This is a genomic window from Klebsiella sp. R390, from assembly GCF_051131745.1.
Taxonomy (GTDB): Bacteria; Pseudomonadota; Gammaproteobacteria; order Enterobacterales; family Enterobacteriaceae; genus Klebsiella.
This window is the reverse complement of record NZ_CP180445.1, coordinates 1808562-1830564: the sequence shown is the minus strand read 5'-3', so window position 1 is coordinate 1830564 and position 22003 is coordinate 1808562. Positions and strand designations below refer to the sequence as shown.

Sequence of the window (22003 nt, the reverse complement as noted above, 5' to 3'; positions counted from 1 at the left end):
AGATTAATCAACGATTAGATAGATAAGGAATAACCCCCATGTCAGAACGTTTACCAAATGACGTGGATCCGATCGAAACTCGCGACTGGCTACAGGCGATCGAATCGGTCATCCGTGAAGAAGGTGTTGAGCGCGCTCAGTATCTGATTGACCAACTCCTTTCTGAAGCCCGCAAAGGCGGGGTGAAGGTTGCTGCTGGCACATCTACAGGCAGTTACGTCAACACTATTGCCGTTGAAGATGAACCGGAATACCCGGGGAATCTGGATCTGGAACGTCGAATTCGTTCTGCGATTCGTTGGAACGCCATTATGACCGTTCTGCGCGCATCGAAAAAAGATCTCGAACTGGGTGGCCACATGGCGTCCTTCCAGTCCTCCGCGACTTTCTACGAAGTGTGCTTCAACCACTTCTTCCGTGCGCGTAACGAGCAGGACGGCGGCGATCTGGTGTACTTCCAGGGCCACATCTCTCCGGGCGTATACGCACGTGCCTTCCTTGAAGGTCGTCTGACTGAAGAGCAGATGAACAACTTCCGTCAGGAAGTTCACGGCAACGGTCTGTCCTCTTATCCGCACCCGAAACTGATGCCGGAATTCTGGCAGTTCCCGACCGTATCTATGGGGCTTGGCCCGATCGGTGCTATCTATCAGGCTAAATTCCTGAAGTATCTGGAACACCGTGGTCTGAAAGACACCTCTAAACAAACCGTTTACGCCTTCCTGGGCGACGGTGAGATGGATGAGCCGGAATCTAAAGGCGCCATCACCATCGCGACCCGTGAAAAACTGGACAACCTGGTCTTCGTCATCAACTGCAACCTGCAGCGTCTGGACGGCCCGGTCACCGGTAACGGTAAAATCATTAACGAACTGGACGGTATCTTCAGCGGTGCTGGCTGGAACGTGATCAAGGTTATCTGGGGCGGCCGTTGGGACGAACTGCTGCGTAAAGACACCAGCGGTAAGCTGATTCAGCTGATGAACGAAACCGTTGATGGCGACTACCAGACCTTCAAATCCAAAGACGGCGCCTACGTGCGTGAGCACTTCTTCGGTAAATATCCGGAAACTGCCGCACTGGTAGCTGACTGGACTGACGAGCAGATCTGGGCCCTGAACCGCGGTGGTCACGATCCGAAGAAAGTCTTTGCTGCACTGAAAAAAGCGCAGGATACCAAAGGCAAAGCGACCGTCATCCTGGCACATACCATTAAAGGGTATGGCATGGGCGATACCGCTGAAGGTAAAAACATCGCTCACCAGGTGAAGAAAATGAACATGGACGGCGTACGCTACGTCCGCGATCGTTTCAATGTACCGGTTGCCGATGCTGACATCGAAAAACTGCCGTACGTAACCTTCCCGGAAGGTTCTGAAGAGCACACCTACCTGCACGCTCAGCGTCAGAAACTGCACGGTTATCTGCCGAGCCGTCAGCCGAACTTCTCTGAGAAGCTCGAAATGCCGACGCTGGAAGATTTCGCACCGCTGCTGGAAGAGCAGAACAAAGAGATCTCTACCACGATCGCTTTCGTTCGTGCCCTGAACGTGATGCTGAAAAACAAATCCATCAAAGACCGTCTGGTGCCGATCATCGCCGATGAAGCGCGTACTTTCGGTATGGAAGGTTTGTTCCGTCAGATTGGTATCTACAGCCCGAACGGCCAGCAGTACACCCCGCAGGACCGTGAGCAGGTTGCTTACTACAAAGAAGACGAAAAAGGTCAGATCCTGCAGGAAGGTATCAACGAACTGGGCGCAGGCGCATCCTGGCTGGCGGCGGCAACGTCTTACAGCACCAACAACCTGCCGATGATCCCGTTCTACATCTACTACTCCATGTTCGGTTTCCAGCGTATCGGTGACCTGTGCTGGCAGGCTGGCGACCAACAGGCTCGCGGCTTCCTGGTCGGTGGTACTTCCGGTCGTACAACGCTGAACGGCGAAGGTCTGCAGCACGAAGATGGTCACAGCCATATTCAGTCTCTGACTATCCCGAACTGTATCTCTTACGATCCGTCTTACGCGTACGAAGTCGCTGTGATCATGCACGACGGTCTGGAACGTATGTACGGTGAGAAACAAGAGAACGTTTACTACTACATCACCACGCTGAACGAAAACTACCACATGCCGGCAATGCCAGCAGGTGCTGAGGAAGGTATCCGTAAAGGTATCTACAAACTCGAAACCGTCGACGGTAGCAAAGGTAAAGTTCAGCTGCTGGGCTCCGGTTCTATCCTGCGTCACGTTCGTGAAGCAGCACAGATCCTGGCGAAAGACTACGGTGTAGGTTCTGACGTTTACTCCGTCACCTCCTTCACTGAACTGGCGCGTGATGGCCAGGATTGCGAACGTTGGAACATGCTGCACCCGCTGGAAACCCCGCGTGTACCGTACATCGCTCAGGTGATGAACGACGCTCCGGCTGTGGCATCTACTGACTATATGAAACTGTTCGCCGAGCAGGTTCGTACTTACGTACCGGCTGATGATTACCGTGTACTGGGTACTGATGGCTTCGGTCGCTCTGACAGCCGTGAGAACCTGCGTCACCACTTCGAAGTTGATGCTTCCTATGTGGTTGTAGCGGCGCTGGGCGAACTGGCTAAACGTGGTGAAATCGATAAGAAAGTGGTTGCAGATGCCATCACTAAATTCAACATCGATGCAGAAAAAGTTAACCCGCGTCTGGCGTAAGAGGTAAAAGAATAATGGCTATCGAAATCAACGTACCGGATATCGGGGCAGATGAAGTTGAAATCACCGAAATCCTGGTCAAAGTTGGCGACAAAGTTGAAGCTGAACAGTCGCTGATCACCGTAGAAGGCGACAAAGCCTCTATGGAAGTCCCGTCTCCGCAGGCTGGCGTCGTGAAAGAGATCAAAGTCTCTGTCGGCGACAAAACCGAGACCGGTAAACTGATTATGATTTTCGATTCCGCCGAGGGTGCAGCAGCTGCTGCACCTGCGCAGGAAGAGAAGAAAGAAGCGGCACCGGCAGCAGCACCTGCTGCGGCAGCGGCGAAAGACGTTCATGTACCGGATATCGGCGGCGACGAAGTTGAAGTCACCGAGATCATGGTTAAAGTCGGCGACACCGTTGCGGCAGAACAGTCCCTGATTACCGTAGAAGGCGATAAAGCCTCTATGGAAGTCCCGGCTCCGTTCGCGGGTGTGGTTAAAGAGATCAAAATCAACACCGGCGACAAAGTGTCCACCGGTTCTCTGATCATGGTCTTCGAGGTGGCGGGTGCTGCACCTGCTGCGGCGCCAGCACAGGCAGCTGCTCCGGCAGCGGCGGCGGCACCAGCCGCCAGCGGCGCGAAAGACGTCAACGTACCGGACATCGGTGGCGACGAAGTTGAAGTCACTGAAGTGATGGTGAAAGTGGGCGACAAAGTTGCCGCTGAGCAGTCACTGATCACCGTAGAAGGCGACAAAGCCTCTATGGAAGTTCCGGCACCGTTCGCGGGTACCGTGAAAGAAATTAAAATCAGCACCGGCGATAAAGTTTCTACCGGTTCTCTGATCATGGTCTTCGAAGTGGAAGGCGCTGCGCCTGCTGCGGCTCCGGCTCCGGCTCCGGCTGCTGCTGCACCAGCACCTGCGGCTGCCGCACCGGCACCGGCTGCAAAAGCAGCGGCTCCGGCAGCGAAAGCGGAAGGCAAATCTGAGTTTGCGGAAAACGACGCTTACGTCCATGCAACTCCGCTGATTCGTCGCCTGGCGCGCGAATTCGGCGTGAACCTGGCGAAAGTAAAAGGTTCCGGTCGTAAAGGCCGTATCCTGCGCGAAGACGTTCAGGCTTACGTGAAAGACGCGGTAAAACGTGCAGAAGCCGCTCCGGCTGCAGCCGCCGCTGGCGGTGGTATCCCGGGCATGCTGCCGTGGCCGAAAGTTGACTTCAGCAAGTTTGGTGAAGTTGAAGAAGTGGAACTGGGTCGTATCCAGAAAATCTCTGGTGCTAACCTGAGCCGTAACTGGGTGATGATCCCGCACGTTACCCACTTCGACAAAACCGACATTACCGATCTGGAAGCGTTCCGTAAGCAGCAGAATGCTGAAGCTGAGAAACGTAAACTGGATGTGAAATTCACGCCGGTGGTGTTCATCATGAAAGCCGTAGCCGCTGCTCTTGAGCAGATGCCGCGCTTCAACAGCTCTCTGTCCGAAGATGCACAGCGTCTGACGCTGAAGAAATACATCAACATTGGTGTTGCGGTTGATACGCCGAATGGTCTGGTTGTTCCGGTCTTCAAAGACGTGAACAAGAAGAGCATTACCGAGCTATCTCGTGAACTGACGGTGATTTCTAAGAAAGCGCGTGACGGTAAGCTGACCGCTGGCGAAATGCAGGGCGGTTGCTTCACCATCTCCAGCATCGGTGGCCTGGGTACAACCCACTTTGCGCCGATTGTTAACGCGCCGGAAGTGGCTATCCTCGGTGTTTCCAAGTCCGCGATGGAGCCGGTGTGGAACGGTAAAGAGTTTGTGCCGCGTCTGATGATGCCTATCTCTCTGTCCTTCGACCACCGCGTAATCGATGGGGCTGACGGTGCGCGCTTTATCACTATCATCAACAATACGTTGAGTGATATTCGCCGCCTGGTGATGTAAGTGAAAAGCCGGCCTGACGGCCGGCTTTTTTCTGGTAATCTGGTCATCGTTTCGGGGTTACCAGCAACAAAGGACAAAATCGTTTGCCGTTTGTTGTTTCAAAATTGTTAACAATTTTGTAAAATGCAGGCGGATAGAACGTCCCGGTGGACATGGGCGTAAAAACAATAGCGTCAGACCCGCCGGATACAAACTACAGAGGTCATGATGAGCACTGAAATTAAAACTCAGGTCGTGGTACTTGGGGCAGGTCCTGCAGGTTATTCTGCTGCCTTCCGTTGCGCTGATTTAGGTCTGGAGACCGTCATCGTAGAACGCTACAGCACCCTCGGCGGTGTTTGCCTGAACGTCGGCTGTATCCCTTCTAAAGCACTGCTGCACGTTGCGAAAGTTATCGAAGAAGCGAAAGCGCTGGCCGAACACGGCATTGTTTTCGGTGAGCCGAAAACTGACATCGACAAGATCCGCACCTGGAAAGAAAAAGTGATCACTCAGCTGACCGGTGGTCTGGCTGGCATGGCTAAAGGCCGTAAAGTGAAAGTGGTCAACGGTCTGGGTAAATTCACCGGGGCTAACACCCTGGAAGTGGAAGGCGAGAACGGTAAAACCGTGATCAACTTCGACAACGCCATCATCGCAGCGGGTTCCCGCCCGATCGAACTGCCGTTCATTCCGCATGAAGATCCGCGCGTGTGGGATTCCACCGATGCGCTGGAGCTGAAAACCGTACCAAAACGCCTGCTGGTTATGGGCGGCGGTATCATCGGTCTGGAAATGGGTACCGTGTACCATGCGCTGGGTTCAGAGATCGACGTGGTTGAAATGTTCGACCAGGTGATCCCGGCCGCCGACAAAGACGTAGTCAAAGTCTTCACCAAACGCATCAGCAAGAAATTCAACCTGATGCTGGAAACTAAAGTGACCGCCGTTGAAGCGAAAGAAGACGGCATCTATGTTTCCATGGAAGGTAAAAAAGCGCCGGCAGAAGCACAGCGTTATGACGCAGTGCTGGTGGCTATCGGTCGCGTACCGAACGGTAAAAACCTCGATGCAGGCAAAGCGGGCGTTGAAGTTGACGAGCGCGGCTTTATCCGTGTTGACAAGCAGCTGCGTACTAACGTGCCACACATCTTCGCTATCGGCGATATCGTGGGTCAGCCGATGCTGGCGCACAAAGGTGTTCACGAAGGTCACGTTGCCGCTGAAGTTATTTCCGGCCTGAAGCACTACTTCGACCCGAAAGTCATCCCGTCAATTGCCTACACCGAGCCAGAAGTTGCCTGGGTTGGCCTGACCGAGAAAGAAGCGAAAGAAAAAGGCATCAGCTACGAAACTGCCACCTTCCCGTGGGCAGCCTCTGGCCGTGCTATCGCTTCTGATTGCGCAGACGGTATGACCAAACTGATCTTCGACAAAGAGTCCCACCGTGTTATCGGCGGCGCGATTGTCGGTACCAACGGCGGCGAGCTGCTGGGTGAAATCGGTCTGGCTATCGAAATGGGCTGTGATGCTGAAGACATCGCACTGACTATCCACGCGCACCCGACTCTGCACGAGTCCGTTGGCCTGGCGGCGGAAGTCTTCGAAGGTAGCATTACCGACCTGCCGAACGCGAAAGCGAAGAAGAAATAAGTTTTCTTTTCGCAACAGAATATAAGCGGCTCTCAGAGCCGCTTTTTTTATGCCTGATGTTTAGAACTGTGTCTGCGTAAACAAATGGGCACATCTTATAAATACTTCCGAAATAATTACAGACTAAACTTATAGGCAGTTAATTATTAGTGAGGTGTGTCATGAAACTCTTTTTAACAACTGCGCTGTTAGCCGCTACGATGGTCTCCGGCCTGGCCTGTGCCGCCGATCCTTCCATTCCCTGGGCCGACAACAGCGGTGGGACGGAAAATACGCATATTGCCAACATGGGGCAAAATCTGAATTCACAGCACCAGATGATCAGCAAATCGTCGGAAGGCGTGTGGGCCGCAAACTCCGGCAGCATTCATCAGGATGAAGCGGCGTTAAGCAGCACCAGGCCGGCATTCAACGGCTATCCGCAGCTGATGCCGCACCAGGGCTAAACCGCGTTCAGACTCTCAGGATGCCCGGCGGCAGATGACTGCGCCGGGCATTTTTTATTGCGTGATAGCCTGCCATTTTGCATCCGGGGCAAACCGGGTAATCGCCTGAGCGAGCGTCTGCGTATCCTCACCTAAATTAGCCTGATACACGCGATCGTTCTGATCAACCATAAAGCTCATCACGCCGGTTTCACCCCATTCAACGGGCCAGGCCAGTAGGGCAACTGCCTGCTTGCCACCGCCGTCAATGATACGGAAACGATAGCCGTGATAGCCTTCACCAGGCTCGACGGGGCTGAAGGCTGGTCCAAGTGGGCTAGGCTCTTCGCCGGGCTGAGTTGGCCAGTACAGGCCGTCTTTCGCCCCCGTGCCACTGAACAGCTTTTTGGCATAGGTCTGGAAGTGCTGGTAATACTCATTTTGAGCGTCAACATAGGCATGCATTGCCTGGATCGCCGACAGCTCATTACGGCCGATTTCACGCGTGTGGATCTCATCTTCAGCCTGCGCCATATCGAAGTGCCAACCTTCGGCGGTTTTCAGGATTGGCAGCGGCAGCTGCCACTCTTCACGACCGACGTTCAGGTGCGCCGTGTCACCCTGCTCGACAATCTTATGTCCGACTTTCCAGTCACGCAGAAAACGGGCGACGGCTTCCGGATCGGCCTCCCGCTGGGGCAGGTACTGACGCCAGTTATCTCCGAGCAGGTCGTTGAGCGCCGCCTCGTTTTGCGTCGAAATGGCATCCTCCAGCGCGATGGCTGCTTTCTCCGGAGTGGCAAAATGTTGTTGGGCAAAAACGGGGAAGGCGAAAAGTGCCAACCAGCCAGAAATCAGGACTTTTTTCATGACCGCTCCTTAGCGATGACGCAGTTCGCGATGTTGGCCCGCGTGCTGTTGCACCGCCGCACGCTGATTATTGTTAAGGTGCGCCGAATTCCGGCTCTGCGTACCTCGCTGGCGCTGGGCCTCCCACGACGGCGACCGACTGTCGTTGCCGCTGAACGCATTCGAACGGACATTCTGCACTTTCTGCTGGCGCTGCTGCGGCGTGGTATTGGTCCGGTGCTGCTGAACCTGTGATTTCGCCGTTTCGCGATGCTGTTGCTGCTGAGCCGTTGGGTTCTGGACATGCGACTTCACATTTTCACGTCGCTGTTGCTGTGCTGCTGGCTTTTGCAGCTTCTGTTTCGCCGCGCTGCGGTTTTCCGGGGTGTCATAGCCACGGTAGTTGCTGCGTTGAGTAATTTTATTGAGCTGCTGCGAGGCTGCCTGACGCTGAGAATCCCGGTTGCCCGCTGCTGCCACGCCGCCTGCGGTCAGGCCTTTCGCCGCGCCGTTATGGGTGCTGTGCTGGAACTGATCAAGTGCCGCCTGACGCTGGTTGGTCAGATTCGCCGGGTTGCGCTGCGTGGCACTGAGACCTCCAGGAACGTTGGTCTGGTGGAAACGCTGCGCCACATTATTGTTCGGGTATGGCACGTTATTGCGAAACGCCGGGTTGTGCTGCCAGTTGGTGTTTTTGCCGTCAAATCGCTGGTTGTTGAAATGGTTGAAGTTATTGACGTCGATATTGATATTGTTGTTCCCGCCGCCGTGGTAGCCGCCGTGATTCCAGTCATCGTCGTGATGGTGATAGTCGTCATCCCAGTCGATGCTGCTAAACAGTGCATAGGTTGTTGCGATACCCAGGCTGAAGCCGAGGCCGTTGACGAAGCTGTCGGTGAACTGCTCGCCCGGCGTTGGCGGTAAGTATACCGGCGGGTAAGCCGTGTTCGGCCAGGTGCCATAAACCGTATTGGGGTTGTAGGTTGGCACATACACCACGTTCGGATCGGTAGATTCAATCTTGATGATTTGCGTTGTGGGCGCCGGCTCAACCACGGTGGTGGTGCTGGTTTTTGCGGTTGTCGTTGCCGGTGGCGGCGTTATCTGGGTGGTCGTCACTTTCTGCTGCGGTGACGATTTCAGCGTCCCGGTTTGCTGGGCGATAGCGCGCAGTTTCTGCACTGAATTCATCACATCTTGTGGTTGAGCAAGAAACGCGTTACCCAGGTCCTGAACCCACTGCGGATTTTCCCCCATCAGCGACAGCAGCGCCGGGAAGGCGACCAGGGATTTCACGCTGGGGTCCCACGGCTGGTTCGCTACGGCTTGCACGGCGGCATCACCCTGCATCGTGGGGTTATCCTGTGACCACTGGACGGCCTGCAACACGTTGCTTGGGTAGGTAGACGCCATTAACACCTGCGACAGCAGGTTATCCGGATACAGGGCGACGGGCGCCACCCACTGATCGATTTGTGCCGACGTGTAAGTGGCGGTAGCTGGCTGAGCTGCCGGAGCAGGGGCCTGCACGGCAGCAGGTGCGGCAGGTTGGGCGACTGGTGCAGGTGCGGGCGGTGTTTCTGCGGCGCGGCTTTTGACATACAGGGTGCCGGAGGCGGCTAATAACCCTGCACTGCAAATCAGTGCAATCATGTGGGGTTTCAAAGGTCTTATCATGTTAGCTCCCGGCGCAATAGTTTGGCCTGTTTCCACTGAGTATCGCCGAAAATAGCGCTCGTGACGGAGTATAAGCAGGTCTATTTTTGGTTTTTGATGTTTGTTGGGTTTTTGGTCAGCAATCTTGCACAGAATTAAATTTATATACCGGGAAATGTGGGGAAAGCCTGTAAAATCCTGCCCTTAACGATTCAGCTAAATTTTAATGTTGCTTTTTTGTAAACAGATTAACACCTCGCCAAAATCCTGCTATGCTGCCGACGCGGTATCGGGCATTTACCCTACAAACTGCTGTCTCACAGGAGCGTGAAGAGAATCGCCTACCGCATTTTACAATGAGAGCGAGGAGAACCGTCGTGCTAGAAGAATACCGTAAGCACGTAGCTGAGCGTGCAGCCGTTGGGATTGTTGCCAAACCCCTAGATGCTACCCAAATGGCCGCGCTGGTAGAACTGCTGAAGAGCCCGCCTGCGGGTGAAGAAGAATTCCTGTTAGACCTGTTAATCAACCGTGTACCACCGGGCGTCGACGAAGCTGCCTATGTTAAAGCCGGATTCCTTGCCGCTATCGCCAAAGGCGAAGCGACCTCCCCACTGGTCACTCCTGAAAAAGCCGTTGAACTGCTGGGCACCATGCAGGGCGGTTACAACATTCACCCGCTGATCGATGCACTGGACGATGCCGCACTGGCACCGATTGCTGCAAAAGCGCTCTCTCATACGTTGCTGATGTTTGATAACTTCTACGATGTTGAAGAGAAGGCAAAAGCTGGTAATGAGCATGCGAAGCAGGTGATGCAATCCTGGGCCGACGCTGAGTGGTTCCTGAGCCGTCCGCAGTTGGCTGAAAAAATTACCGTGACCGTTTTCAAGGTGACCGGTGAAACCAACACCGATGACCTCTCGCCGGCGCCAGATGCCTGGTCCCGTCCGGATATCCCGCTGCACGCCCTGGCGATGTTGAAAAACGCCCGCGAAGGCATCGAGCCGGATCAGCCGGGTTCAGTTGGCCCGATTAAGCAAATTGAAGCGCTTCAGCAGAAAGGCTTCCCGCTGGCCTACGTCGGTGACGTGGTCGGTACCGGCTCTTCGCGTAAATCTGCCACCAACTCGGTGCTGTGGTTTATGGGCGACGATATCCCGAACGTGCCGAACAAGCGCGGCGGCGGCCTGTGCCTGGGTGGCAAAATCGCACCTATCTTCTTCAATACCATGGAAGATGCTGGCGCACTGCCGATTGAAGTCGACGTGAATGACCTGAACATGGGCGACGTGATTGACGTTTACCCGTTCAAAGGCGAAGTCCGTAACCACGAAACCAACAACCTGCTGGCAAGCTTCGAGCTGAAAACCGACGTACTGGTTGATGAAGTGCGCGCCGGTGGCCGTATTCCGCTGATTATCGGCCGTGGTCTGACAACCCGTGCTCGCGAAGCGCTGGGTCTGCCACACAGCGATGTTTTCCGTCAGGCGAAAGACGTTGCTGAAAGCAGCCGCGGTTACTCGCTGGCGCAGAAAATGGTGGGCCGCGCCTGTGGCGTTGCCGGTATTCGTCCGGGCGCTTACTGCGAACCGAAGATGACGTCTGTTGGTTCTCAGGATACCACCGGTCCGATGACCCGTGATGAACTGAAAGACCTGGCGTGCCTGGGCTTCTCTGCCGATCTGGTGATGCAGTCCTTCTGCCACACTGCCGCTTATCCGAAGCCGGTTGACGTGACCACGCACCACACGCTGCCAGACTTCATCATGAACCGCGGCGGTGTTTCACTGCGTCCGGGCGATGGCGTTATCCACTCCTGGCTGAACCGTATGCTGCTGCCGGATACCGTTGGTACCGGTGGTGACTCCCATACCCGTTTCCCTATTGGGATTTCCTTCCCGGCAGGCTCTGGTCTGGTGGCGTTTGCCGCTGCAACCGGCGTGATGCCGCTGGATATGCCGGAATCGGTGCTGGTCCGCTTTAAAGGCAAGATGCAGCCGGGGATCACCCTGCGCGATCTGGTTCATGCGATCCCGCTGTATGCGATTAAGCAGGGCCTGCTGACCGTTGAGAAGAAAGGTAAGAAAAACATCTTCTCTGGCCGCATTCTGGAAATCGAAGGTCTGCCGGATCTGAAAGTTGAACAGGCATTTGAGCTGACCGATGCTTCCGCCGAGCGTTCTGCGGCTGGCTGTACTATCAAACTGAACCAGGCGCCGATCGTTGAGTACCTGAATTCCAACATCGTGCTACTGAAGTGGATGATTGCCGGTGGTTATGGCGACCGTCGTACGCTGGAACGTCGTATCCAGGGCATGGAAAAATGGCTGGCGGATCCGCAGCTGCTGGAAGCGGATGCCGATGCTGAATACGCTGCGGTGATCGAGATCGATCTGGCTGATATCAAAGAGCCGATCCTCTGTGCACCGAACGATCCTGACGATGCTCGTCTGCTGTCCGACGTGCAGGGTGAAAAAATCGATGAAGTGTTTATCGGTTCCTGCATGACCAACATCGGTCACTTCCGCGCGGCAGGTAAACTGCTGGATAGCCATAAAGGCCAGCTGCCGACCCGTCTGTGGGTGGCTCCGCCAACCCGTATGGATGCGGCACAGCTGACTGAAGAAGGTTACTACAGCGTGTTTGGTAAGAGCGGAGCACGTATCGAAATCCCTGGCTGTTCCCTGTGTATGGGTAACCAGGCGCGTGTTGCCGACGGTGCGACGGTGGTTTCCACCTCAACCCGTAACTTCCCGAACCGTTTAGGTACCGGTGCTAACGTCTATCTGGCTTCTGCTGAGCTGGCGGCGGTCGCTTCTCTGCTCGGCAAACTGCCGACGCCGGAAGAGTATCAGACCTTCGTCGCCCAGGTGGATAAGACCGCGGCGGATACCTATCGCTATCTGAACTTCAACCAGCTGGAAGAGTACACCGAGAAAGCTGACGGCGTGATTTTCCAGACCGCGGTATAAGCGAATCAGTCCTGCTACACAAAGCCACTCCTCGGAGTGGCTTTTTTCTTGCTGCGTGACCTGTCACGTTAAGCGCATCAAATGTCTATTACTGCCGCCAGGCGATTCCTTAACCTCTCCTGTATCACGCCGTGTCAGAACATCTCAATGTATCGACAGGTCCTGAATTCCCAGACAGGAAGGAGAGAGATATGGTTTCGTTACAACGTCAGACCGTGGCAATTATCGGCGGCAGTTCGGGGATTGGTTTTCGCGTTGCACAGCTGGCAGCGGAGGCCGGCGCTAATCTGATCGTGATCGGACGTGATACCGGGCGTCTTGCCGAGGCGAAAAAGACGCTGGAGTTAGCGGGTACGACGGTTAATACGTATGCCGCGGATGCTCACGATCATCAGGCTCTGGAGGCACTCTTTGCCGGACTGCCTAACGTTGATCACCTTGTGTCGATGGTTGGTGATGTGATGGGCGGCGGCTTTCTGTCTGCATCGCTGTCCACGATTCGCCATGTAATGGAATCGAAATTCTTCACCAATGTGATCATTGGCCAGCTGGCGGCGAAGAAACTGAATACCGGTGGCAGCCTGATCTTCACTTCCGGCACCGGTGGGCGTGCCCAGGATGCCTGTGCTAGCTACGTTGGCAATCTTGGCATTAATGCGCTGGTCGAGGGGCTGGCGGTAGAATTGGCTCCGCGCGTGCGGGTTAACGCCGTCTCGCCGACCTGGACTATTACGCCGTTCTGGCGTGATATGCCGGCCGAACAGCTGGAAGAGACCCGGCTGCGTTTTGCGGAGTCGATCCCGTTGGGACGTACCGCGACCATTGATGAGCTGGCCGGCGCCTACCTGTTCTTACTGCAAAATACCTTTATTACCGGCCAGCATCTGGCGATCGATGGTGGAATTATGCTCGGCAGTTGATGCTAAGACGACCGGTTAGCAGGCCGCAACGCTTTTATTTGCTGTAGCCCAGTCTGCTCCACTTTTTTTCTGCCCTGGTACTGCGATAATTACCCTATGGGTACAATGTAGCGGTGACGCATTGCCCTTGCAGAGGAAGACACTATGGATTACGAATTTCTGCGCGATATTACCGGAGTGGTAAAGGTGCGAATGTCGATGGGCCACGAGGTCGTTGGGCACTGGTTTAATGAAGAAGTGAAAGAAAACCTGGCCCTGCTGGATGAAGTGGAACAGGCAGCACGTACCGTAAAAGGCAGCGAGCGTTCCTGGCAGCGTGCCGGTCATGAATACACGTTATGGCTGGATGGCGAAGAGGTGATGATCCGCGCCAATCAGCTGGATATTGCGGGCGATGAGATCGAAGAAGGGATGAGCTATTACGACGAAGAAAGCTTCTCTCTATGCGGCGTCGAGGATTTTCTTCAGGTGGTGACGGCGTACCGCGAGTTTATCGGCAAAGCCTAGCCGCCCTTCATGTGTTCACGCCGGGAGCCTGTCTCCCGGTTTTTTTTTGCAATTGATGATTATTTGATTTTTTATAATCATATTAAATCTGTGATCGCGGTCTGTTGTGGTTTGTTATTGATTAAATATAATCAATATGATTTTATTTAATCACATTGATGACAGGCGGCACGACATGAACATCAAGAAAACAATAGAACGAGTACCTGGCGGCATGATGGTTGTGCCACTGGTTATTGGGGCGATCATCAATACGTTTGCTCCTCAGGCGCTGGAAGTTGGCGGATTCACTACCGCCTTATTTAAGAATGGTGCGGCACCGCTGATTGGCGCATTTTTGCTGTGCATGGGGGCGGGCATCAGCGTCAAAGCCGCCCCTCAGGCGTTGCTACAGGGCGGGACCATCACGCTCACAAAACTGCTTATCGCGATTGCGTTGGGACTGGGTGTTGAGCATCTTTTTGGCGCCGAGGGGATCTTTGGCCTGAGCGGTGTGGCGATTATTGCGGCGATGAGCAATTCCAACGGCGGGCTCTACGCGGCGCTGGTGGGAGAGTTTGGCAATGAACGCGACGTTGGGGCTATCTCTATTCTGTCGCTGAACGACGGTCCTTTCTTCACCATGATCGCGCTGGGTGCGGCCGGCATGGCCAACATTCCTCTGATGGCGCTGGTTGCGGTACTTATTCCACTTGTTGTTGGCATGATCCTCGGCAATCTTGACGCCAATATGCGTGATTTTTTGACCAAAGGTGGGCCTCTGCTCATTCCATTTTTTGCCTTTGCGCTGGGGGCCGGGATCAATCTCGAGATGCTGCTCCAGGGCGGGCTGGCAGGCATCCTCCTCGGCGTTCTGACGACCTTTATTGGCGGGTTTTTTAACATTCGCGCTGACAGGTTAGTGGGCGGAAGCGGTATTGCTGGCGCCGCCGCGTCCAGTACCGCCGGAAATGCGGTGGCCACACCGTTGGCGATCGCTCAGGCCGACCCTTCACTGGCATCCGTTGCCGCAGCGGCAGCACCGCTGATTGCGGCCTCGGTGATCACTACCGCGATCCTGACGCCACTCCTGACTTCCTGGGTGGCAAAAAGGCAGGCACGTCAGCTGGCGGAGGAAAAAAACGCATGAAAATGATCGTTATCGCCGATGATTTTACCGGATCCAACGATACCGGGGTCCAGTTGGCAAAAAAAGGCGCGCGGACGGAAGTGATGCTAAGTGCGGCCCAGAAGCCTTCCCGCCGTGCCGATGTGCTGGTGATTAACACTGAAAGCCGGGCGTTGCCGGCCCCACAAGCCGTAGACATGGTTCAGACGGCGCTGGCTCCCTGGTGCGATACGCCAGACGCACCGCTGGTGTACAAAAAGATTGATTCTACTTTTCGGGGCAACGTGGGGGCCGAAGTGGCTGCGGCAATGAAAGCCAGTCGCAGACGTCTCGCGGTCATTGCCGCAGCGATCCCTGCTGCCGGGCGCACGACGCGGGATGGCCAGTGCCTGGTTAACGGTGTCCCGCTCGTGGATACCGAATTCGCCAGCGATCCCAAAACGCCGATTATCTCTTCTCGCATTGCCGAGCTGATCGCGTTGCAAAGTCAGATCCCTGTTCATGAAGTCCATCTGGAGGGGCTTCGTCGCGGGCGGCTCAGTGCGCTGCTGGAGGCATGGGCCGCGGAAGGCGAGTGCATGGTTGTGGTCGATGCACTGGAAGATCGGGATTTGACGCTGATTGCACATGCGATCTGTGAACAAACCCAGATACCGCTGATGGTGGGGGCGGCCGGGCTGGCGAATGCGCTACCCGGCTGGATGTTCAAGCAGGACAAGCTGGCACTGCCCGTGCTGGTGGTGGCGGGATCGATGAGTGAAGCGACGCGCCGACAGGTTGACTATGCGCTCAGCCAGGGGCGAGCAGAGATCGTGGACATTGATGTCTCTCGTCTGGTGTCGCCCTTCTGCGCCCAGGAGATGGCAGCGGTAGTGGAACAAGCCTGCGCGCTCCTGAGCCGACAGCGGCATACGATCCTGCGCACCAGTCGCCGGATGGAGGACCGACAGGGCATTGATACGCTGTGTGCCACTACCGGCATGAGCCGCCAGCAGTTGGGCGAGACGCTGAGCCTGCATGTGGGAGAGATAACGTTAAAGATCCTTGAGCAGGCACGCATCGGCGGCCTGTTTTTGACGGGAGGGGATATGGCCACTGCCGTCGCCAGCGCACTGGGCGCTGAAGGTTATCGGATTCAGAGCGAAGTCGCGCCCTGTATCCCCTGCGGCACGTTTATTAACAGTGATATCGACGATCTACCGGTGATCACCAAGGCTGGGGGATTTGGCTCCGATCGTACGTTGTGCGATGCGCTTTATTTTATTGAGGAGATGTACTGTGGGCATTAAGACTGTGGCAATTACAATGGGAGATCCGGCAGGGATTGGGCCGGAAATTATCGTTAAGGCGCTCAGCGAAGATCGGTTAAATGGCGCACCGGTAGTGGTAGTTGGCTGTTTCCAGACGCTGAAGCGATTGCAGGAGAAAGGTCTGGCAGAAGGCGTTGAGTTCCGCGTTATCGACGACGTGGCGGCGGCTCGCTTTACGCCCGGCGTGATCCATGTGATCGATGAACCTCTGGCCGATCCGCAGGCGCTTGAAATTGGTAAGGTGCAGGCGCAGGCAGGCGATCTGGCTTATCGCTGTGTGAAGCGGGCGACGACGCTGGCGCTGAAGGGCGATGTCCACGCGATAGCGACCGCGCCGTTAAATAAAGAGGCGCTGCATCTCGCCGGGCACCATTATCCGGGACACACCGAACTGCTGGCTACGCTGACAGAGACGCGCGACTACGCGATGGTGTTATTTACGGAAAAGCTGAAGGTCATCCATGTCTCTACCCATATTGCGCTGCGTAAATTCCTTGATACGCTGAATACGCCGCGTGTCGAGACGGTCATTGATATTGCGGATACCTTCCTGAAACGCGTTGGTTACCAGCAGCCGAGAATTGCTGTTGCCGGGGTGAACCCCCATGCCGGAGAAAACGGTCTGTTTGGCGACGAAGAGGGACGTTTCCTGGCGTCGGCGATTGCACATGCAAAGGCCAAAGGGATCGCGGTTTACGGCCCTTGCCCTCCGGATACCGTCTTTCTCCAGGCTTATGAAGGACAGTACGATATGGTGGTCGCCATGTACCACGATCAGGGACATATTCCTTTGAAACTATTGGGATTCTATGACGGTGTCAATATTACGGCCGGTCTGCCGTTTATCCGCACCTCTGCCGATCACGGGACCGCTTTTGATATCGCCTGGACGGGAAAAGCAAAATCTGAGAGCATGGCGATATCGATAGGACTGGCAATGCAACTGGCGTAATTCCCTGTTATGAAAGGACAACCCCGTCTGGATAAAATAGTGGCGTATCTGAAAAACCATACGCTGGTTACGGTAGAGGAACTGGTTGAGGCGGTAGATGCTTCTCCGGCCACTATCAGACGTGATTTGATCAAGCTGGACGAGCAGGGCGTTATCAGCCGCAGCCACGGCGGCGTAGCGTTACGCCGCTTTGAACCAGTGCAGCCAACCACCAATGAAAAACAGCTGCGATCGCCTGCCGAGAAAAGGGCGATCGCTCGCTATGCCGCCTCTTTGGTGCATCCCGGAGATGCAGTGGTGCTGGATGCCGGGACCACCATGCTTGAACTGGCGAAGTGCTTAACGCATTTGCCACTGCGGGTGATTACCGTGGATTTGCATATCGCCCTGTTTTTATCTGAATTCAGGCAAATCGAAGTGACCATTGTGGGTGGTCGAATCGACGACAGCAGCCAGTCTTGTATCGGTGAGTATGGCCGTAAAATGCTGCGCAGCGTTTTCCCTGATATTGCGTTTATGAGCTGTAACTCCTGGAGCGCGGAAACCGGTGTCACAACGCCGACGGAAGAGAAAGCCGGACTGAAGCAGGAAATCATTGCCAATGCCCAGCGCAAGGTGCTGCTGGCCGACAGCAGCAAATACGGCGCACATTCGCTATTTACCGTAGCGCCGCTGGCTGACTTTAGCGAGGTGGTGACGGACGTCAATCTGCCGCAGTCAGTACAAAGCGTGCTAAAAGGGCAGCAGGTGCCTCTCAAACTGGTTCAGCCGGAGTAACAGCGCCCGTGGGCGCTGTCATCAGCTCAGATACCCGGGATATTTCTGGCGTAATAGATTTCGCGCATCTCTTTCCATAACAGGCTGGTAATGGTTTTGCGCTCTTCCTCGGTCAGGTCTTCTGGCCGGGTGTGGAACATGTAGTGCTTCAGATCGAACTCTTTCAGCAGCATCTTGGTGTGGAAGATGTTTTCCTGATAGACGTTAACATCCACCATGTCATACAGCGCTTTCATATCGTCGGACATGAAATTCTGAATTGAATTGATTTCATGATCGATGAAGTGCTTCATTCCATTGATATCTCGGGTAAAACCGCGAACGCGATAATCAATAGTGACGATGTCAGATTCCAGTTGATGAATCAGATAATTCAGCGCGTTAAGCGGCGAAATCACCCCGCAGGTCGATACTTCAATATCAGCGCGGAAGGTGCATAGCCCGCCTTCCGGGTGGCTTTCCGGGTAGGTATGCACGCAAATATGACTCTTATCAAGATGAGCAACCACGGCGCTTGGCAGCGGGCCCGGATGTTCGGTCTGATCGATAAGCTGTGGGTCAATGGGCTCTTCACTGACAAGAATGGTGACGCTTGCACCCTGAGGTTCATAATCCTGACGCGCGATGTTCAGAATGTTGGCGCCAATAATCGAGCAGGTCTCTGACAATATTTCGGTCAGGCGGTTGGCGTTATAGAGTTCATCGATATAGGCAATGTAGCCATCGCGCTCCTCTGCCGTTTTGGCATAGCAGATATCGTAGATGCAAAAACTCAGGCTCTTGGTGAGATTATTAAAGCCATGCAGCTTCAGTTTTTTCAATTCGTTCACCCCCTTACTTAAGTTCGCTGGCAGACAGAGTATCCAGCAAATATTGCGGTAGGGCGAAGGCCGCCTTATGAATCGCCGGATTATAGTAACGGCACTTCAGATTAGTTTTGTGAAAACGCGCCTGGATAATTTCATTGGACAGGTGGCGTAGGGCGTCATTATCCGTCGCCCAGGCGAAGGTCATGATGCCGCCATAGTAGGTTGGGATGGCGGCCTGATAGAAGCTGACATCGCTGAAATAGTGGCTGAGCTTGCGGTGACTATCGAGGGCTTCATCCTGTTGCAGGAAGCAGACGCCGTTCTGGGCAACAAAGATTCCGCCAGGGTTAAGGCAGCGCTTACAACCTTCGTAAAAGGCGGAGGTGAACAGGCTTTCTCCGGGACCAATAGGGTCGGTACAGTCGGAGATGATCACATCAAACGTTTGCGTCGTCTGGTTAACAAAATTGACGCCATCGTCAATAACCAACGTAAACCGCGGATCGTCGTACGCGCCTGCGCTGTGGTTAGGCAAATACTGGCGGCAGAACGAGACCACACCAGCGTCAATTTCCACCATGGTGATGGTGTCGATAGTGCTGTGACGAGATACTTCACGCAGCATGGCGCCATCACCGCCGCCGATGATCAGCACATGTTTTGCCCGGCCGTGGGCCATCAGGGGCACATGGGTCATCATCTCGTGATAGATAAACTCATCGCGTTCGGTGGTTTGAACTACGCCATCCAGCGCCATCACGCGGCCAAAGGCGGCGTTCTCAAAAATGATCAAATCCTGGTGATCGGTTTTTTCGTGGTACAGCACCTTATCAACTGTAAAGTACTGACCAAAATGGTCGTGCAGCGTTTCATGCCACAGATTGCTATCGGCCACTGGCTGATCCTCCGTTGTTAACACCCGTTACGCCTGTATAAATAAGCGCAACATCATAGCCAACTATAGATGAGGATGCACGGTTGGTATTTCAGCAATGCGGTCAGTGAACGTAGCAATGCAAAAACGAATAATGCCTCCTTTTTTCAGGAGGCATTGGAGTCAGGGTTTTTTAGCGGTCTGCGGTTCTGCCGCTTTAACATCGACGATGCGGATTGTGTAGACCATGGTTGAGCCTGGCGGAATTTTAGAAGGGATACCTTCACTACCGTATGCTTGCTCAGGTGGGATAACGACAGTAATCACACCATGATTGCTCAGGCGCTTTATCGGCCCAAGGAAAGTGGCTGGGTATTTATTGAGTTCCTGGGACCAGACTTTACCTTCGGCTTCCATATCATTAATGACGGTTCCGTCGATAAGCATCTCTTTGATGGTTATCGTGACGATATCATTGTCGTGAATTTTGCCTTTCCCGGCATAATCGATACGGCTGTAGATCCCGTCTTTAAACAGTACGCCTTTTTGTTGGCTGAACGTCTTCTGATATTTTTTTCCTTCTCCGATCGCTTGTTTCTCGATTTTATTCAGGTTCTGGAACAGTTTATTGGAGACATCAAATAAGGCTTTGTTGCGTTCTGTCTCATCCAGCGCAATCTTGCCGGAGAAGGTGTCCATGATGCCTTGCAGCACGATACTTTGGTTTATTTTTACACCCTGGGTATTACGTGTAGACAGGACTTTTAACGCCTCATCGCCCATGGATGTCCCGATCGCATAATCCTGCAGCTGTGACTCTTTCGTCAGGTCAAGCGCGGCAGACTTTCCGCCGTCATCCGTTTTGGTCTGCACCAGTTTTGCTTTCAGTTGGCTAATTTCATCCGTATTAGCCTGTAACTGGGCTTTGGCTTTTTCTGCCTCAAGCTTTAGGGTATTTTCAGTATTTATCGCCTGCTGTCTGGTGAGATTAAACGAATCTACTTTTGCCGTCAGCGCGAGTTTTTCCATCATTGCAGTCGCTAATTTTGTGGCAACATCTTGTTTTTCTTCCGTTGTTGTTTTCAGCTTTGCGGTGAGTACCTGAGTGTCCGCGAGGGCGGCACTGAGTTTTGTCTCGAGGGCTTGTTTTTCGGTTTCGCTGGCGGAGAGTTTGCTGGCGACGTCCTGCCTGTCGGGGGCCGTCGCGACTAATTTAGCGGCAAGGGCCTGCTTCTCTTCTGCTGAGGCTTTCAGTTTTGCCGTGAGATCCCTGATCATCGAAGTGGCGGTAGCCAGTTTTGCGACCTCGGTTTTATTTTTCGCCTGTGCGGCGGTCAGTGTTGTCGTCAGCGCCTGTTTTTCTGTTGTCAGAGCGGCCAGCTGAGCGACAATCTTTTGCTTTTCTGATGTCATCGCAGCAAGCGCGTTCTTTGTACTTTCATTCGCGTCGGGCTGTACGGCATGCACTTTTTTATCATTCAACGCTGAACGGGCCTTTGCGTTCTCAGCCGTCGCCTGGTTTAACTTTGCCTGCAAATCGTTAATTTTGGTCAGTAGCGCTTTCCGGTCGCCAGAATTAGCGCCCTCCGCCGTAGTTTTCGCTTTCAGCTGCGCCTGAAGCTGCCGGATTGTTTTGTCTTTTTGTTGAATAATAACGGAGTACTGGGGTACGGAAGGCTTTGTTTGAGGGGGCGTTTTTTTGCCCAGACCATTATTATCGTTAGTCAGCTCAGCAGGCTTTGATGGTTCTTTTTTCTCCTGCTGTTGAACATAATTGAGGAACGTTGGTGCTGAGTTATTACTCTGTGTATTAGCCGTTACGTTAACGAGCGCACCATTTTCTGCAGTAACACTCTGCGTAAAAAATAACGCCAGCATTAGCGAGATGGCGCGTGTTACCGTCCTGGAATTCACCGCCGTTGAGATATTCATAGCTGCGTATTTTCACCACGTTTAACCAGGCTGTCTATCAGCTCCTTTTCAATATCAGCACACAGCTTGATTGATTTGAACTGATACATAGAGTCAATGCCTTGTTTGGTTGGCTCGGCAACCTTATTACGAACTGAATTGTACTGCGAAGCGGCGCTGACTAACGCTGTAAAATCATTGCCGAATTTTGCAGCCTGTCGTGGATTCACTTCTTTCAATGATTCCAGCGCCTGACTGCAATTATTCATACGCTCCTGTTCTGCCGCTATTCTTTGTTGCTCAATTTGCTGCTGGCTGGCGGTAGGATCTGTTAATGCTGTTGTTATATGGTTTGATTTCCGGGTTGATGTGCTATTGCAGCCAACCAACAGCATTACGGCAAACGGAGCGACGCGGGTAAATAAAATGGTATTCAAAATTTCAGTCCATTTGAAAAATAAGAGTCATTAGCCGGCGATAATAGTGTGATGAAAATGAGAAGGCAATAAACGGCTTCCTCATTTTTTATGGTGACATATGATTTTATATTTATTCAATTAGTGGAATCGTTAATGAATTTAGGTTGATTTGATGGGTTGATATATGAACTGGCAGTTGCGGCGTGGGAGTGAAAAGATATACAGGATATCTGTAGCCGTGTTTCATCGGCTACATAT

17 protein-coding genes are annotated in these 22003 nt (G+C 53.8%); 11 read left to right on the top strand and 6 right to left on the bottom strand.

What is annotated here, in order from left to right; all coding sequences use genetic code 11:
• Positions 1 to 38: 38 nt before the first annotated feature.
• The 4 genes from aceE to ACMYSP_RS08520 all read left to right on the top strand — a co-directional run bounded on the left by aceE (position 39) and on the right by ACMYSP_RS08520 (position 6699).
• On the top strand, positions 39 to 2702 hold the full coding sequence (gene aceE / locus ACMYSP_RS08535; protein ID WP_174509152.1) for a pyruvate dehydrogenase (acetyl-transferring), homodimeric type: 2664 nt from the start codon (positions 39 to 41) through the stop codon (positions 2700 to 2702).
• A gap of 14 nt (positions 2703 to 2716) precedes the next feature.
• Positions 2717 to 4621, top strand: a complete 1905-nt coding sequence (gene aceF / locus ACMYSP_RS08530; RefSeq protein ID WP_434586350.1) for a pyruvate dehydrogenase complex dihydrolipoyllysine-residue acetyltransferase — start codon at positions 2717 to 2719, stop codon at positions 4619 to 4621.
• Between the two features lie 207 nt (positions 4622 to 4828).
• Positions 4829 to 6253, top strand: coding sequence for a dihydrolipoyl dehydrogenase (gene lpdA / locus ACMYSP_RS08525; RefSeq protein ID WP_434587050.1), 1425 nt, complete (start codon positions 4829 to 4831; stop codon positions 6251 to 6253).
• Between the two features lie 161 nt (positions 6254 to 6414).
• Positions 6415 to 6699 carry a hypothetical protein gene (locus ACMYSP_RS08520; protein ID WP_434586349.1) on the top strand — a complete coding sequence of 95 codons (285 nt, stop codon included), beginning with the start codon at positions 6415 to 6417 and terminating at the stop codon, positions 6697 to 6699.
• 54 nt (positions 6700 to 6753) lie between these two features.
• Here the strand turns inward: ACMYSP_RS08520 and ACMYSP_RS08515 are convergent, their stop codons facing one another.
• Both ACMYSP_RS08515 and ACMYSP_RS08510 read right to left on the bottom strand, forming a co-directional pair.
• Positions 6754 to 7548, bottom strand: coding sequence for a DUF2950 family protein (locus ACMYSP_RS08515; protein ID WP_434586348.1), 795 nt, complete (start codon positions 7546 to 7548; stop codon positions 6754 to 6756).
• Positions 7549 to 7557: 9 nt separating this feature from the next.
• Entirely contained in the window at positions 7558 to 9204 is a 1647-nt protein-coding gene (locus ACMYSP_RS08510; protein ID WP_434586347.1) for a DUF3300 domain-containing protein, read from the bottom strand.
• Between the two features lie 356 nt (positions 9205 to 9560).
• Here ACMYSP_RS08510 and acnB point away from each other — a divergent pair, with 356 nt between their 5' ends.
• The 7 genes from acnB (at position 9561) to ACMYSP_RS08475 (ending at position 17732) form a co-directional block, all read left to right on the top strand.
• On the top strand, positions 9561 to 12158 hold the full coding sequence (gene acnB / locus ACMYSP_RS08505; RefSeq protein ID WP_434586346.1) for a bifunctional aconitate hydratase 2/2-methylisocitrate dehydratase: 2598 nt from the start codon (positions 9561 to 9563) through the stop codon (positions 12156 to 12158).
• A gap of 191 nt (positions 12159 to 12349) precedes the next feature.
• A complete protein-coding gene (locus ACMYSP_RS08500; protein ID WP_434586345.1) occupies positions 12350 to 13078 on the top strand; it encodes an SDR family oxidoreductase in 729 nt (242 codons plus the stop codon).
• Positions 13079 to 13222: 144 nt separating this feature from the next.
• Positions 13223 to 13585, top strand: a complete 363-nt coding sequence (gene yacL / locus ACMYSP_RS08495) for a protein YacL (protein WP_434586344.1) — start codon at positions 13223 to 13225, stop codon at positions 13583 to 13585.
• A gap of 175 nt (positions 13586 to 13760) precedes the next feature.
• The gene (locus ACMYSP_RS08490; protein ID WP_123757466.1) at positions 13761 to 14714 is read left to right on the top strand and encodes a 2-keto-3-deoxygluconate permease 1; all 954 of its coding nucleotides are present in this window, start codon (positions 13761 to 13763) and stop codon (positions 14712 to 14714) included.
• Entirely contained in the window at positions 14711 to 15982 is a 1272-nt protein-coding gene (dtnK, locus tag ACMYSP_RS08485) for a D-threonate kinase (protein WP_434586343.1), read from the top strand. Before ACMYSP_RS08490 ends, dtnK begins: the two co-directional genes overlap by 4 nt.
• Complete coding sequence (locus ACMYSP_RS08480; protein WP_434586342.1) at positions 15972 to 16955, top strand: D-threonate 4-phosphate dehydrogenase; 984 nt, start codon at positions 15972 to 15974, stop codon at positions 16953 to 16955. The genes dtnK and ACMYSP_RS08480 overlap by 11 nt, the downstream gene beginning before the upstream one ends.
• A gap of 9 nt (positions 16956 to 16964) precedes the next feature.
• On the top strand, positions 16965 to 17732 hold the full coding sequence (locus ACMYSP_RS08475; protein ID WP_434586341.1) for a DeoR/GlpR family DNA-binding transcription regulator: 768 nt from the start codon (positions 16965 to 16967) through the stop codon (positions 17730 to 17732).
• Positions 17733 to 17758: 26 nt separating this feature from the next.
• On the opposite strand, the gene speD is transcribed toward ACMYSP_RS08475, so the two are convergent.
• The 4 genes from speD to ACMYSP_RS08455 form a co-directional block, all read right to left on the bottom strand.
• A complete protein-coding gene (speD, locus tag ACMYSP_RS08470) occupies positions 17759 to 18553 on the bottom strand; it encodes an adenosylmethionine decarboxylase (RefSeq protein WP_123757462.1) in 795 nt (264 codons plus the stop codon).
• 13 nt (positions 18554 to 18566) lie between these two features.
• Positions 18567 to 19436, bottom strand: coding sequence for a polyamine aminopropyltransferase (gene speE, locus ACMYSP_RS08465; RefSeq protein WP_434586340.1), 870 nt, complete (start codon positions 19434 to 19436; stop codon positions 18567 to 18569).
• A 162-nt stretch (positions 19437 to 19598) separates the two neighbouring features.
• Positions 19599 to 21347, bottom strand: a complete 1749-nt coding sequence (locus tag ACMYSP_RS08460; protein WP_434586339.1) for an FKBP-type peptidyl-prolyl cis-trans isomerase — start codon at positions 21345 to 21347, stop codon at positions 19599 to 19601.
• Positions 21344 to 21763: a permease gene (locus tag ACMYSP_RS08455; RefSeq protein ID WP_434586338.1), complete on the bottom strand. Its 420-nt coding sequence runs from the start codon at positions 21761 to 21763 to the stop codon at positions 21344 to 21346. Before ACMYSP_RS08455 ends, ACMYSP_RS08460 begins: the two co-directional genes overlap by 4 nt.
• Positions 21764 to 22003 lie beyond the last annotated feature (240 nt).